At 56.8% G+C, this 15,004-nt stretch carries 7 protein-coding genes; 1 reads left to right on the top strand and 6 read right to left on the bottom strand.

Annotated features, from left to right (window positions below):
* Positions 1 to 30: 30 nt before the first annotated feature.
* Positions 31 to 984: a 2-keto-3-deoxygluconate permease gene (locus GWR55_RS00830; RefSeq protein WP_162400565.1), complete on the bottom strand. Its 954-nt coding sequence runs from the start codon at positions 982 to 984 to the stop codon at positions 31 to 33.
* Between the two features lie 247 nt (positions 985 to 1,231).
* Here GWR55_RS00830 and GWR55_RS00825 point away from each other — a divergent pair, with 247 nt between their 5' ends.
* Complete coding sequence (locus GWR55_RS00825; RefSeq protein ID WP_162400564.1) at positions 1,232 to 4,705, top strand: arabinofuranosidase catalytic domain-containing protein; 3,474 nt, start codon at positions 1,232 to 1,234, stop codon at positions 4,703 to 4,705.
* An 84-nt stretch (positions 4,706 to 4,789) separates the two neighbouring features.
* Here the strand turns inward: GWR55_RS00825 and GWR55_RS00820 are convergent, their stop codons facing one another.
* The 5 genes from GWR55_RS00820 to GWR55_RS00800 form a co-directional block, all read right to left on the bottom strand.
* Entirely contained in the window at positions 4,790 to 7,045 is a 2,256-nt protein-coding gene (locus GWR55_RS00820) for a Tex family protein (protein WP_162400563.1), read from the bottom strand.
* Between the two features lie 122 nt (positions 7,046 to 7,167).
* Positions 7,168 to 10,719: a TonB-dependent receptor domain-containing protein gene (locus GWR55_RS00815; RefSeq protein WP_162400562.1), complete on the bottom strand. Its 3,552-nt coding sequence runs from the start codon at positions 10,717 to 10,719 to the stop codon at positions 7,168 to 7,170.
* A gap of 169 nt (positions 10,720 to 10,888) precedes the next feature.
* Complete coding sequence (locus GWR55_RS00810) at positions 10,889 to 12,514, bottom strand: FAD-dependent oxidoreductase (RefSeq protein WP_162400561.1); 1,626 nt, start codon at positions 12,512 to 12,514, stop codon at positions 10,889 to 10,891.
* Between the two features lie 62 nt (positions 12,515 to 12,576).
* A complete protein-coding gene (locus GWR55_RS00805) occupies positions 12,577 to 13,854 on the bottom strand; it encodes a helix-turn-helix domain-containing protein (protein WP_162400560.1) in 1,278 nt (425 codons plus the stop codon).
* Positions 13,855 to 13,890: 36 nt separating this feature from the next.
* A complete protein-coding gene (locus GWR55_RS00800) occupies positions 13,891 to 14,565 on the bottom strand; it encodes a GDSL-type esterase/lipase family protein (protein WP_162400559.1) in 675 nt (224 codons plus the stop codon).
* Positions 14,566 to 15,004: the final 439 nt, after the last annotated feature.

Raw genomic sequence — 15,004 nt, 5'->3', positions numbered from 1 at the left:
GGACGATCACCTGCGCCTCATGGCGGAGGATCATGAAGCCTGCCTGTTCATCCATCGATACCAGAAGGCGGTTAGAAAGGGAGCCAGTAATCCGGTCACAACAACGGAGGCTGCGACCAGCACCGTTGCCGGTTTCGCCGCAGCAGCATACTGTGGATCAGCCGCGGCGATCAGCATGGGAACTGCGGCGGCATTGCCTGCGGTGGTTGCCGCGGCCACACCAGCAGTGCCGTTTCCTCCGATCAGTCTGTCGATTCCGATCAGGACGATCGCTGAAACCAGCAACACGGCGATTCCCAGGATGGCACCCGGCAGGCCCGCACTCCAGACCAGATGCAGATCGAGACCAGTTCCGAGTGAGAAAGCAAAGAACGGGATCAGCACCGGAGCTGCGCCGCCCAGAAACTCCCGTAGCTCAGAATCGAGATTGCCCAGCAGCATTCCAACGCAGAGCGGGAGGATGGCGCCGGCCATCGTCTGCCATGGAAATGACGAGAGCCCTGCAACCCCAAGCGTCACCATCGTGAGAAATGGCCCTGATTCCATGGCCATGAGCGAGTATGCGGCCACGTCTTCCGCAGTCCCATAACGACGCATCAGAGCCATGTAGAGTCCGCCGTTCGTATCGTTGACGGATGCAACGACCGCAAGCGTCGACAACCCGGCAAACCACCCTGCCTGCACCGGCTGCGTGCCCAGGAAGTGTCCGAGAACCGCGCCACAGATGACTCCAAGGGCTATCTTGGCGCCAAGCAAGGCTCCGCCCCGCTTCATGACTTTAGGCAGTGTGCGAACCTGGATCGTCGCTCCGATACAGACATAGAAGACGGCGAGGATTGGCAGCGCTCCTGTAAAGAGAGCGCCGGTGAAAGAGCCGAAGTATTCTCCCATGCGAGGAAGCCACGTTGCCAACACCGCACCCATGGCAAGTGGTACGGTCATCAGACCACCGGGAACCTGCTCAACCGCCTGTTTTATTCTCATTTATGCCCGCGTAGGAATAATGCCGCACGTCAAGCTGCCTTGGCTACACTGCATGCCCAGCTCTCGCCAGCAACGGGCCATTGGACCATGGCTCTCGTATGCAAGCTCTTATTCTGGAGTGGCTTCGGGATCAGGTGGTATATGTATTCCCGACAAGAAATTCACAGGAGTTGCGCCGCGAAACCACGGGGAAGGCCCCATCTCTTCGGAATTCCGAGGGAAATTCTTCGCAGCGGATAGGATACGAATGAAAACGAGATTCGATTTCGCGTTTATGCTCTCACTCACTCTTATGGTGATGGGCGGCACCGTGACGATGGCACAACAGGCTGCAGCTGGACGTACTGTTTCTCCGCAAAGGCCTCAAGGCTCGTGCGACATCTACGCGGCTGCAGGGAATCCCTGTGTCGCGGCGCACAGCACCACGCGGGCGCTCTACGCGAACTATAACGGTCCCCTGTACCAGGTTCTTCGTCAATCGGACGGCAAGACGTTGGACATTGGGGTCGTCCAGCCGTCTGCCTCGCCTGTTCCGGACTCCGGCGGATATGCCGATGCCGGCGCACAGGACAGATTCTGCGCGGGCACATATTGCTGGATCAGTATCATCTACGATCAATCGCCCAAGCACAACGATCTAACTCAGGCTCCGCGTGGCGGATTCGGCGGACCAGCCCTCGGAGGTTTCAACAACCTTCCCATTGCCGATATGGCTCCGGTCACGATCATGGGGCACAAGGTCTACGGCGTGTTCATCGAACCGGGCATGGGGCTCCGCCAGAACGATGTCAAAGGCACAGCCGTCGATGACCAGGCAGAAGGCCAATACTGGGTGGTCAATGGAAAGCACTTCAACTCCGGCTGCTGTTTCGATTATGGCAATGGCGAGATCGACAGCCGCGATGATGACAACGGCACCATGGAGACCCTCTACTTCGGAAATGCCACGCCCTGGTACAGTGGGCAGGGCGATGGTCCGTGGATTATGACCGACCAGGAGAACAACCTTGTTGGCTGCGTCAACGAGGATGGATCCAAAGGTTGCCCCAATCTGCCCAGCATCAACTGGCGTTTTGTGACCGCAATCGCCAAAGGAAAACCGCATCACTGGTCATCCCTGGGAGGTGACGCGCAAAAGGGCGCTCTGTCGGTCATCTTCGATGGACCACGCGTGAATGCCACCTATGATCCCATGCGCAAACAGGGAGCTATTCTGCTGGGGAACGGCGGCGACAATAGTGACGGCTCGCAGGGAACCTTCTATGAAGGTGCGATGACCGCCGCGAACACATACCCGTCTGAAGCGACGGACCAGCTGGTGCAAGCCAACATTGTGGCTGCCAGATATGACGTGAGCCCGCTCAGCGTGACGCCGGCCACGAAAGATACCACCTCTGCAGGGCCACAGACATTCACTCCGGGATCTTCACGGGACTTCACCGTGACCTTTACCAATACGATAGGAGCGCCTGCCACCGGCGTTTCGCTGAGCATGGCTGCTCCCAACAAGCAGTGGACCTCCGTTGCCTCAGGCTCAACCGGGGTATCAAAGAGTTTTGCCCAACCGGTCGCGCCAGGGGAGAGTGTGAGCGCGACGTTCAAGATCACCTCCGGTACGGCTGCCTTCAACGGCGATCTCGTCGGCAAGGCATCGTGGACAGATTCAAACGGCGGCGAAAAGCGGATCGAGACAGTGGTTCAAAAGGTGCGGAACGTCAGCCCGGTCAAGATCAACGAATTTCGTGTCAGTTCAGGAACACCTGCCAACCCGACGAACTCGTTTATCGAGCTTTACAACGCAGGCCCACAAAGCACCGATATCTCCAACTGGATGCTGACCTCGCATCCGGCTCATCAGGCGATCTTCTCGACGGTAAAGATTCCGGCCGGAACGAAGCTGGCGGCTGGCGGCTTCTATCTGCTTGGTCTCTCCAACTCCGGGCTGTCTGTCCCCGCACATAAGGGCGAGAGCATCCTCCACGTAAGAAGCACGGAAGGGATGTCGGTCGGTGACACGATCGCCATCGGCAGCGGCGCTGGGGCGGAGACACACAAGATCGCAAGTCTGGGGACGGCCGCCAGCGACCACACAACACTATGGCAGCCCTTGCCCGACGGACCGGTGATTACAGTCCCTGCCGGTTCAACCAATGTGCCTGTTGAGAGCACATCCGGCTTCGTCGTCGGCCAGAAGATCGCGCTGGGATACGGCACTCCCTATCCGGTCGTCGCAAACACCGTGGAGCGTTACGAGATAGCCACGGTGACCGCAGTCGGCAAGCCGGGCACGCAGGCATACCTGGCGATGGAGGCTCCTGCCGGGGCAAGGAACATTCAGGTGACTTCCCTCTCCAATATCTCGGTCGGCGACAAGATCAGGCTGGACGTCGACAGTGTAGGCCACGGAATTGAAACCGTTACCGTGACGCATGTCGGCACAGCAGCACGTCAGACGAATCTTTCGGCTCCTGCAAAGGCTGGAGCGACCCGAATCAGCGTGCGCCGCGCTGAAGGTTTTGCTGCCGGTAACAAGATTACGGTGGGGACGCCCGCAAGCCAGGAAGCCGTTACTGTTACGCGGGTGGATAACCACGGCCCCGAAGGCCATGAGATCGAATTTACTCCCGCGCTCAAACAATCTCATGTGACCAGTGAGTGGGTCGTCGCTCCCGGCACGGGGCTGGATCTGGCGGCGCCACTGCAGTTCAGTCACGCAGCCAATCTGCCATTCAGCGATCGCGGAACAGGGATCACCTTTCAGCCGGCAACGGCATTCGCTCATTCCAGCAACGAACCCGTTCAAGCACTTGGCACAGGTGTAACACTCGACAGGCCATTGGCGAACGACCACGAGATTCATGCGGCTGTACGCGACACCGCAGTTAAGACTGCGGGATATCAGGGCACAGCGGAGCCTAACCAGTGGTTCGGCGGACCGGAGTTCACCACCAGAACCCCGCAATTCGATCGTATTCTCACGGTGGAGGAGGGCAGCATCGTGCTGCGGGATGCCTCGGGAGCGGTCGCCGACAGCCTTAACTACGGCGGCCTTGTCGATCCATGGGCAGCGGAGGGCGATCAATCCATCTCCGGGACAAGATTGAGCGGATGTTATTCTCCCGCGCCCGGCTCCGTTTTTAGTCCATGGTCAACGGTGATGGCTCCGGTTGCCGTCAATACAAGTGCAGGAAGATTCCCCGACGGCAGCGACACTGACAGCAACTGCAGCGACTTCCTGACACAGGCCGCTGCAACTTTGTCGGCCAATTCAGCTGCCGGCGCAACCAACATCAAGGTCGCCAGCACCGAAGGCTTCCGCCCAGGCCAGACGATCCATCTTGATTCCGGTACGAATGTTGAAACTGCCGTGATTGCTGAGGTAGGCACATCAGGCGCCACCACGATAAACGCCTCGACTGAGCCGAAAGCAACGATTCTTCCTGTCGCAAGTGTCATCGGCTTTACCAGGGGTCAAACCATCACCATCGACGATGGCCAAAACTCCGAGACGGCCATTATCTCTGCGGTGAGAACGCACGGTGACATGACGATCACGGTCTCCAAACCGCTGGCTCATGAGCACACGAGTGGCACACCGATCTCTGGGAGCGGTATAACCCTGGCCTCGCCGCTGACCCGGGCGCATGCCAACGGTACGCAGATCTTCGACGACCTTCCGACTCCTGGCGCGCCGAATCAGTATCAAGCTAAGAGTCGTTAAGCGGTCAGGGAGGCCGGGACATTTCGGTCGTGGCCCCATACGTCAGCGCAGTGCTTTTTCAAAATGCGCTGACGTATGTGAGTTCTACTGGGTACGCCACTTTGAGGACAGGCTCGCCAACTTGTCCTGCATGGAAAGTGCCGGTGGATTCGCTGCAGGGCGGCTCTTCGGCCTGGGAGCGGCTGGCGTCTCCAACGCCTTGATCGAGAGGGAGATGCGTTTCGTTTTAGCGTCTGCCGAGAGCACTTTTACCTTTACGATCTGCCCTGCCTTCAAGACCTCGGCAGGCTCACGGATAAACCGATTCGAGATCTCTGAGATGTGAACAAGACCATCCTGATGGACACCGATGTCGATAAAAGCTCCAAACTTCGTCACGTTGGTGACGACACCTTCGAGCACCATTCCAGTCTCGACATCGGAAATCTCGCGCACTGACTCATTGAAAGACGGTGCAACAAACTTATCCCGGGGATCGCGGCCGGGCTTTTTCAGCTCTTCCAGAATGTCATTCAGGGTGAACATTCCCGCCGCGAACGAGTCTTTATTCACACTCCCCAACAGATGAGGATTGCGTATCAGTTCTGCGATAGGTGTGGAGAACGACTTTGCGATCTCCTCGACCAGCCCGTAGGACTCCGGATGAACGGCGGTGTTGTCGAGCGGCTGATCGCCGTCGCGAACCCGGAGGAAGCCTGCTGCCTGCTCGAAGGTTTTGGGTCCCACGCCGGAGACCTGCTTCAGTTGTTCCCTGGAGTGAAAACGTCCGTTCTGATCCCGGAAGCTGACGATACTCAGTGCGACCCGCTCGCTGACTCCCGCGACGTAGCGCAGAAGCGTCCACGAGGCAGTGTTGAGATCGACGCCCACGCGGTTGACGCAGCTCTCGATTGTCGCTTCGAGCGACTGTTGCAGCTGCCGCTGATCCACATCGTGCTGATACTGCCCCACCCCGATGGATTTGGGATCGACCTTCACCAGCTCTGAAAGCGGATCCTGCAAACGGCGTGCGATGGAGATTGCACCGCGCACCGTCAGATCGAGCTGAGGAAACTCCTGCCGGGCTACTTCGGACGCTGAGTACACGCTGGCGCCCGCTTCGGAGACAGTGACGCGAAAGATGTTTGCCAGCCCTTTTTCCTGCAGAAAGTCACGAACAAACGCATCCGTCTCGCGAGAGGCAGTGCCGTTGCCAATTGCAATAGCGCACACGTTATGTCTCGCTACCATTGCGGCGAGCTTCTCCGTCGCCTCTCTTGTCCTCCCTGTATGCGGATAGATCACGTCGTCTGCGAGAAATTTTCCGGTCTCGTCGACCACGGCAATCTTGCAACCCGTACGCAGTCCGGGATCGATCCCAAGCACACCGATGGGACCCGCCGGTGCGGCGAGCAACAGATGCTCCAGGTTCTCGCGGAAGACATCAATCGCAGCCGTATCGGAGCGGCGCTTCAACTCAAGCCGTATCTCGCCCTGAATGGATGTATTCAGCAGCCGCTTCCAACAGTCCTCAATGGCGCGATCAAGATAGGGCGTCCAATCGCCCTGTGCGCGCACCACCCGCGAACGCAGCAGTGCAAGGACTCTGGTCTCTTCCAGCTCGATCAGCCAGTAGAGTACGTTTTCAGCCTCGCCGCGGCGAATCGCAAGCATCCGGTGAGAAGGAATCGTCTTCACTGGCTCACGATATTCGTAGTACATCTTGAACTTTTCCTGCTCGTCGACTGCATCCATCGCCTTGCGGCTGGAGATAAGTCCCTCCTCGAACATCAGCTGTCTTGCAGACTTGCGAACCTCGGCATCTTCGCTGATTCGCTCCGCCACAATATGGCAGGCGCCTTCCAGCGCATCGTCGATCGTAGCGACTTCCTTCTCCGGATCAATCAACGATGTAGCCAGCTGAAGCAGGCCGACCGGACCTGTTTCCTGCTGCCAGATGTAGTCAGCCAGCGGCTCCAATCCCTTTTCGCGCGCGATCGTCGCCTTTGTGCGGCGCTTTGGCTTATAGGGTAGATAAAGGTCCTCAAGCTCGCTGCGGTCCAGCGTCGCCAGGATGCGAAGCTTTAGTTCGTCAGTAAGCTTTCCCTGCTCCGCAATCGAGGAGAGAACGGTTGCGCGGCGATCGAGCAGATCGCGGAAGTAGACCAGCTTCTCTGAAATATCGCGAACCTGCACCTCGTCGAGGTTTCCGGTGGCCTCTTTACGATAGCGGGCAATGAAGGGAACAGTTGCGCCTTCATCGAGCAGGGAGATCACAGCGCGAACGGCCGGGAGCGGCAGGTTCAGGACTTCAGCGACGTGAGAGAGAGTAGTTGGATCAAGGGGAGTTGCTTCAGGCATACCCCTCCATCCTAATCAACCGCGTAGAGGAAAACAGGCTTTATGACATGCAATTTGTCTGACAGTGATATTGTGCGTGGCCGAATATCTTCCATTCGGCCACGCGCAGCGGGATATCGGGGTTAGAAAACCAGTTTCAATGCGCCTTGAATATTGCGAGGCGAGTTGGCTTGAGTCGTGATAGAGCCGAAGGTTGCCGATCCCAGCGTTGTATTGGGAACGCCAAACTGAACCTTGTTAAGAAGGTTGAACGCTTCGAACCGGAATTGCAGGTGGATGTTCTCATGAATGGGGAACTGTTTCAGCAGAGACAGGTCATCCTGAAAGCCTGCCGGACTGCGCAGTCTTCCGGAGGAGCGAGGAACATCTCCCAGTTCGAAAGCAGTCGCTTTGCGGAAGGCGTTCGCGTCAAGGTAAGCGGCTGGTTGCCCTGCGCCGCCAAGACGCTGATGAACATCGCCTGAAGTTAGTGGTTTACCACCAGAAACGAAGAAGGGCCGTGAGCCGGAATAGGCCTGACCGGCTGTTTGCGTGATCCCCAGGGGATAACCCGACTGGACCGCGACAATCGTATTCAAAGACCAGCCGCCGATGAGCTGGTTTATCCAAGGCTTCACGGCTCCGCCGAATCGTTGTCCGCGACCAATGGGCAGGTTGTAATTTGCGTTTGCGACAAAGCGTTGCGGAATGTCGGTTGCCATAACAGACCATTCTTTATCGCGGATGTGATAGCTATTCTGAAAGCCCGGGGTGCCATTGGCGTTCAGGAAGCCCGTCAGAAGTGGCGAAGTATTGCCCATCAGCTTCGAAAAGGTATAGCTGATCGTTGCCTGCAGGTTCTTCGATCGCTGAATGGTGATGAAGGCCTGGGCCGCGTTGAAGATCGATGCTCCGATTCCCAGCTGATTGACCGTCAGAGAGCCGTTCGACATGCCTGTGTTCGGTGTGTACTGCGGGTACATTGAGAGGAGCTGGACACGCTGCACCGTAGTGGGCAGAGCCAACGGACCGGCCGCTGCCTGACCATGAAAAGGATTCACGACGGAAGCATTCAGATAGTCAATCTGTGACTGGCTGCCTGGAGTGCCCCAGTACTGATCGCGCAGATCGTTCGGACGATAGTTAATCGGCAGATGAACACCGTGGCTGCCCACATAGTTGAGGTGCAGCACGACACCCTGTGCGATCTGTGTTTCAACCCCCGCATGGATCTGTTGAAAGTAAGGAAGCGGATTGTCATACACCGCGCCGCCGACGGAGGTTCCTGTGCCTGCGGTTACACCTGCACTGGGCCCTGCCGGAAGCAGGACACCATTGGGAAATGGAGTATCGATTGTTGTGGTCGGGATGCTGGTCGTCGTAAACAAGGTCTGGGACTGTTGCGCGTAGCCAAGGGTAGACGTTCCGTAGAAGCGTTGCGAGGTTGGAAGATACATCAAGGCATATCCTCCACGCAGGACCACGCGATCGGAGGCCTGAAATGCGAGACCGATGCGCGGGCCGAACTTGTTGTATGCCGTCTTCCAGGTGCGATTGGGGAAGTTGTCGCCAAGATAGCGCGCGCCGCCCGTGAATGGGAGTGCAGCCGACGAGAGGGGATTGGCAACATTGAGATCAAGATCTGCCCAACGGTTGTGTCGCTCGGCGTAGCCGGTCTCAATGTCGTACCGCAGGCCGACGTTCAAGGTCAGTCGCGGATTGACGCGCCAGTCGTCCTGTAGATAGATGGCGTTGTACCAGGAGTCATAGGCAGGCTGTACCTGCCGGGTAAGGGTAGCGTTTGTGAAGGTTCCCATCAGGAATGCGGCAAGCGCATCGAACTGCGCCTGGCTGGAGGCGGCTGCGCTGGTGACGTTGGGGCCATTCGTCAGCGCCGTATCGAACGATATGGAACCGGGACCATTGCTCGCGCTCTGCTGATGCTCGAGGATCAGGCGGCCGTCATAACCGAAGGTGAGACTGTGTGTGCCCAGTTGCCAAAGAGCCGTTGACTCCAGAAAGTGGCTGTAGTGCTCCCATCGATTGGTGTTGGTTGCATACGACATATTGGCGTATCCCGAGATGCCAACAAAGGGAATACCGGGCAACTGTTGCTGGCTGGCGAGGTTCGTAAAACCGTAGTCGGAAGCGTTATAACCCGTGTAGTTCTGCGGGATCTGAAAGTTCCTCTGATACGCGAAGCCATAGTTGGTCTGCAGGATGAGCTGCGGAGTAATGGTCCATGTATCCCCCAGGGCGAAGAGGTAGGCGCGGAGCGCCTGATTGATCGCGCTGGGGCCGGTCGGCTGGTTGAACAGATCGTTCTCGTGGTGCGTATTCGTGTCGCGGGTACCACGAGCAAAGACGCGCTGCTTCGAAGAAAAATTGTGATCTACGCGAAAATTGAACTGGTCTACCAGGTCGCTGGTGCGATTGGCATAGACGTAATTATTGGTCACACCGCCCAGATTCGGCAAAGGAAGAAACTGCAAGAGCTTCTGAGAGACCGGATTGATGTTGGTTACGACCTTGCCTGCGGCGAAACAACCGGCAGAATTGCAGCCAGCCGGAAGCACCTGGCGTGTATTGCCGACTGTGCTGTAGGGGTCGTAGATAAGGCCTGGAGCTTCCGTAAAAACACCCTGACGCTGCAGGGCCGTGGGAACGGTCGCGGTCACCGGAGCATACAGTACGTTGCGCGAGGCTTCCCACCCGAAGGTGAAGAAGGTCTTATCGCGACCGTCGTAGATCTTCGGTAAAAACACGGGGCCATTCACGAAAAAGCCGTACTGGTTGAACTTGTGTGGTGCTCGAAAATCTTTGCGACCCCGGATGGGCGGTGTGTTGTTGTACTTCAGAAAGTAGGGGGCGGCATCCAGTTTCTCGTTCCTCAGATATTCATACACAGTGCCGTGCAGGCTGTTTGTGCCTGTCTTCGAGACGATATTCAAAATGCCGCCGGAGGAGCGTCCAAACTGAGCCGGCGGAGTCGAGGTGATGACTTTGAACTGGTCGACAACCTCGACGGACGGTGTTAGCGCCGGTTGCCCCTGGCAGCAGACAGTTACCGGGACACCATCGAAGAAGATCTCGTTTGAGCCTGCCTGTCCGCCGTTCGATTCAAAGTTGTTCGTTCCTGCAGCAACGACCGCTCCGCGAACCTGGCTGACGCCCTGACCGAAGCCGCCGCCGGGATTGATACCTGGCGATAGCGAGGCCAGCCCGTAGGGATTGCGTCCATTCAAAGGAAGATCGCTTACCTGGCGAGTTCCAACCGTATAACTTACCGTCGAATCGGTGGTATCAAGATCGGCCATGCCAGTCGATTCGACGTTAATGGTCTCTGTGCTGGAGCCCACCTCAAGATTCAGGTCAATGCTGGCGGTCTGACCTACCGCCAAAGTAAGTGAGGTCTCTGCATTTTTGAATCCGCTTTGCGTGACCTGAACTTTATAGGGGCCAGTCTGAAGCGAAGAAAATGTATAGATTCCGTTGCTGTTGCTTTTGGTCGTAAGGGTCAGGCCGGTATCCACCTTCGTCAGGGTCACCTGCGCATTGCTGACAACGGCTCCTGTGGAATCCGCCAAGCGGCCGGTGATAACGCCGTTGGCTACCTGGGCCTTCAGCGCGGATGGCAGCATAAGGACTGACAGGCCCAGGAGGAAAAGCTGCACTGCTTTAAGAAACTGCTTCATGAGTGGCCTCTTTTAAAAGTGAGAGCTGCAACAGGCATGGACATTTTTGGCTACAGCGAATGTCCTATGCCCGTTACGGCTTGCAACTATTCGATTTGAGTGGTGAAGATGGGAAGTTCCAAGCTGTTACGTTACGTAACAGTTTTATTGTTTTCAGCTACCTACGCGGCTAATCGACTCCAGTGCCTGTTGTTTCCTGGTCGAGATGCAAGATAGCCTTCTGGCTGCGCAGCTTCGTCTGGAGTGCCTTGATGCTCACATCCTGGACTGAAGTCTTTTCCTGAATGGCCAGCGCTGCAGTCACTCCCGCTGCCTGCCCCATCATCATGTACTGTGGCTCCATGCGCACTGAGGAGTAGGCGACATGGGAAGCTGAGAGGCAGACTGGGACTAGTAGATTGTCCGTCTGATCTTTCTTCGGCAGGATGGTTCCAAAGGCGATCTCGTAAGGCTTTACCGCAACCTGCACGTCGCCCTCATTGCGAACGCTGCCATCAGGCATTGCGACACGCTGGATATTGTGCGAGTCGCTGTTGTAGGACCCCATAGCGATTGAATCGGGCTTTGTGCTATTGGTCTGCAGGTCAGACTGCTTCATGACATACATACCCACCATGCGGCGACCTTCGCGGATATAGAGTTGGTTGGGCCATCCGTCCGTATCGCGAAACTCATCCTTTGCTCTTCCCCAGGTATTGACCTCATCCTGAAGCGGCTTAGGAACGCGAGGGTCAGACGCCAGGAACCACAGAAAAGACTGGGTATAAAGCATGTGCGCATCCCAGATCTTCCTGCGCTCGGCGTAGCTGGCGTCCGGATAGGTCCAGCTGTGACCGATAAAGTCGGTGGAAAAGGCGCCGTTGTTATTGAAGTCAGCTTCCTTGTTGGGGATAGCTACCGGATTCATGACGTCGCCTAGCCGGGGCTCCCGGTGCATCTTCTCTTTCCATTGCCCCAGATATTTGGCGAGCAGCTCAAATTGAGCGCTGTTATAGCCGCGCGGCTTCGTCCAGGGAAGCTTGTTCGCCGGGTCATTCGTGAGAATCAGGCGGAAGTTGTAGGACTGCACCTTTTTGTCGCCGGAGCCGTTCTCCCCCATCGGACCTGGATCCACCTCGGGCATGAGCTTGCCTTTGTCGTTATACGGTGAGATCTTCCAGAGGAACTGGTGCTTTGGCGTATCGACCCGCACGCCTGCCAGGTCTTCGTTGTAGACCTCCGTCCCTTCACGGCCGACGGTGTACTTTACCCCCGCCTGCGCCATCAGGTCGCCTTCGTAGCTGCAGTCGGCAAAGATCTTCGCCTGCCATATTTTGCCGTCTTCGGTAGTAATGGAGCGCACATGGAGACCGGACCTGGATACCCCCCCATGCTCCTTCAGGCGCTCATGAAAGTGCACCTCTACGCCTGCCTTTTTGAGCCAGTCGTTAAATATGGCTTCGCCGACCTTCGGCTCGGAGAGCCAGTCTCCGTGTTTGTTGAGTGTATGGACCCCATATTGTGCCGCGGCCTCGCGATAAAAGTCGCGGGCATAGCCGCCGATGATCTGGAAGTATGCAACGTCTGTAGCAGAGAGTCCGCCGGTAACCATACCTCCCAGATGTGTTCCCGGTTCAAGAAGGATGACGTGCAGGCCCTCTCTGGCTGCGGCATAGGCAGTGACGACCCCTGAAGCCGTGCCTCCATAGACCACAAAATCAGCGGAAGTGGGAGCGGCATGAACTGAAAGGGTTGCAGTCGAGGCAAAAAATGTGACGACCGCCAGATGAAGCAGAGAACGATGTTTTGTGAACATAGCAGAACATACTGCCATTCCGAACCGTCGATGGCACGTTTCGAGCGGTATGTTACGTGCTGTTACATCGAATTTGCCGGGATTTGAGCCGTAAATTTGTGAATAGCCACCGGCCATGTGCGCAGGGGAATCGTGTTTCCCTGCACTTCGGTATAGGTCACCATCTCAAAATATTGAGGGGAGCCTTCCTTTTTCCACATCTCTTCGATCGAATTCGATCCGGCCGACGAGGAGATCAGAGAGACGAGGGCGCCGGTGTCTCTTGATTGCAGCAGCATCACCTTTAGCCCCGACGCTCTTCCGGGCAGTACGGCCAGAATGGACGGCCTTACCTCGCGATCCTTATTCTTCTTGATGATCTCGTATGTAGCCTGTTCTCCCGGGCGGGGTTTCGCGTTGGTGACTCTCGACTCAGCCGGAGCGAGTGAAAAGTTCATCGCCTGCAGGTATCCGGACAGAGGCTGGAGCGTCTGGTGAGTTCCGACCGCAATGACGTTTGAGTTCTCCAGGAACAGGGGCGAGAGATCCCTCGTCACATTGAACGAAACCCGATCCTTCGCCCCGATGCTGTCAAGATAGCGAGCCATATCGATGGCCGCCAGGGTGTCCCACGTGACCGTGTAGGACTGCTCGAAGGTTCTGCTCCCGAGATTCCCGACCAGCTTTGCAAACTCGGGATCTTTTGGGACGTCATTGAAGTCGTTCACCTGTGTTGAGCGTAGACGCAACGTGGGATGGTCTTTGAAGCCAAAGAAGATCGGGGTCGGGAGAATAATCTTGATAGGAGCCGTGCCGGCCAGGAAGGATGCCCAAAAAGCATTTGGCCGCTTGACCTCGGGGGCGGGGCGCATGGTGCTGTACTTCCAGCCTAGCCAGCTGACAGCGACCAGGAGCACCGCAATCATTCCCATCAGGATCGGCACCGTGTAAGAGCGCGAGGGTACAGGCGCGAGGGACTCGACTTCCTCGGGGGAAGGCATCGCCTGAAGAGACTGGTCCAGCACCATCAACTGGTGCGTACCTGTAGGAATCACAAGCAACTCGGATTCGCCGGGCTCCAGCTGGTAGTAATCCTTCAGCTTTCTCCGCAGGCGCGATATATGGACCCGGACAGAGGCATCTGTCGCCGGGTCAAAGTTTTCGCTGCGGCCCAGAGCCTCTGTCGCCAGCGCATATTCGCTGACACTTTCATGGCGATGCTCCCAGAGGTAGTGCAGGAGCTTGCGTTGTGTCTCAGCGCGGGCAAAGTGAGTGCTCTGAAGGATCTTGTGAACATGCGCTTGAATGGCCTCCGTGGCTTCGGGAGTTTCGTTGGCCGGAGGGACAAGCGTCGTAGACATGCATGGCATTTTACGCGGCAGGAAATACGGCTGTCTTCATGGAAGAAGCGCGCGGAGTTGAGCGGGATAGGTCGCGCTGGTTTCGACAGCACCATTCGGCGGACGTACGCCAATCCCATAGGTCAGGCTGTCTCCAAAGCACAGCACGGTGGTATCCGCGGGAAGACGATTCGGAAGCTGTGCGCGTACCGCCGCCGCTAAGAGACTGTATCCAGCCGCGGTCAGGTGGACGCCATCTGTGCTTAGCCTGGAGTTCGCCCCTCCTGCCTTACTTAATATAGTTGCGAACTGGACGAGTTTCGTATGCTCCGTCTTCGCAACCCGAAGGACCTGAGCATTGACCGCCTCAACTCGCTGCAACGGTGGTTGATTCCCATAGATTTCGGGCTTATGGCGTGCCATAAGCCGAATGAGGTCCGGATCGTGAACGGTAACAAGGATCACTTGAGCTCCGCGGGCCTGGATACGCCGGGTCATCGCATCCAGATGATCGCCCGACTTCTGGGCTGGCAGAAACTTCTTTTCGTTCAGCGCATCGTTCGCGCCCGCGAATATTACAACGTAGTTGGGCCGGAACCGAGTAAGGGCTTCGTCCAGCCGGGAATCCAGCTCGGCGGTATTCGCTCCCGGGAAGCCGTCATTAATAACGTTGATTTGAGCAGCCAGCGGCCAAACAGAGACGAAGAATAGAAGAAGCAGCCGCATAAGCATCCAGAAGACTCTAGCGGAATATGAGCTTATATGCGAATAGTAATTACCGTTCCATCGGGCAATTGCTGATGTCACCTGCTCCGTCCACCTTGCTCAGAGGTCAGACAGCTCTTTTTTCAAAAAGCGTGAACAGATTCGCGATTCCTGGAATTAACACAGTGAACGTCAACGAATCGAAAATTTTTCGAAGGATCATCCTGGATGCCGTTTAACATGCGTCTCGCCATTTTTTTTGTGGCTCTGTTCTTTCCCTTAGCTTCGAATGCAGTTGCTCAGAACTCCCACACCTCCGCGCCTACAGGTACCGGGGAAGTGAGAATCCAGGTCCACGATCCGGAGGGGAGGCCACTTCAGGCCAGAGGGACGCTGACAGACCTACTCTCTACCCATATCCAATCCGTAGAAACAGAAACCGACGGCTCACTGGTTGTATCCGGAT

Source organism: Edaphobacter sp. 12200R-103 (genome assembly GCF_010093025.1).
Taxonomy (GTDB): domain Bacteria; phylum Acidobacteriota; class Terriglobia; order Terriglobales; family Acidobacteriaceae; genus Edaphobacter.
This window is presented reverse-complemented; position numbering and strand designations above follow the sequence as displayed.

Coding starts and splice junctions, on each gene's coding strand:
- GWR55_RS00830 (WP_162400565.1), bottom strand. CDS start 984: ATGAGAATAAAACAGGCGGTTGAGCAGGTTCCCGGTGGTCTGATGACC.
- GWR55_RS00810 (WP_162400561.1), bottom strand. CDS start 12,514: ATGTTCACAAAACATCGTTCTCTGCTTCATCTGGCGGTCGTCACATTT.
- GWR55_RS00800 (WP_162400559.1), bottom strand. CDS start 14,565: ATGCTTATGCGGCTGCTTCTTCTATTCTTCGTCTCTGTTTGGCCGCTG.
- GWR55_RS00825 (WP_162400564.1), top strand. CDS start 1,232: ATGAAAACGAGATTCGATTTCGCGTTTATGCTCTCACTCACTCTTATG.
- GWR55_RS00815 (WP_162400562.1), bottom strand. CDS start 10,719: ATGAAGCAGTTTCTTAAAGCAGTGCAGCTTTTCCTCCTGGGCCTGTCA.
- GWR55_RS00805 (WP_162400560.1), bottom strand. CDS start 13,854: ATGTCTACGACGCTTGTCCCTCCGGCCAACGAAACTCCCGAAGCCACG.
- GWR55_RS00820 (WP_162400563.1), bottom strand. CDS start 7,045: ATGCCTGAAGCAACTCCCCTTGATCCAACTACTCTCTCTCACGTCGCT.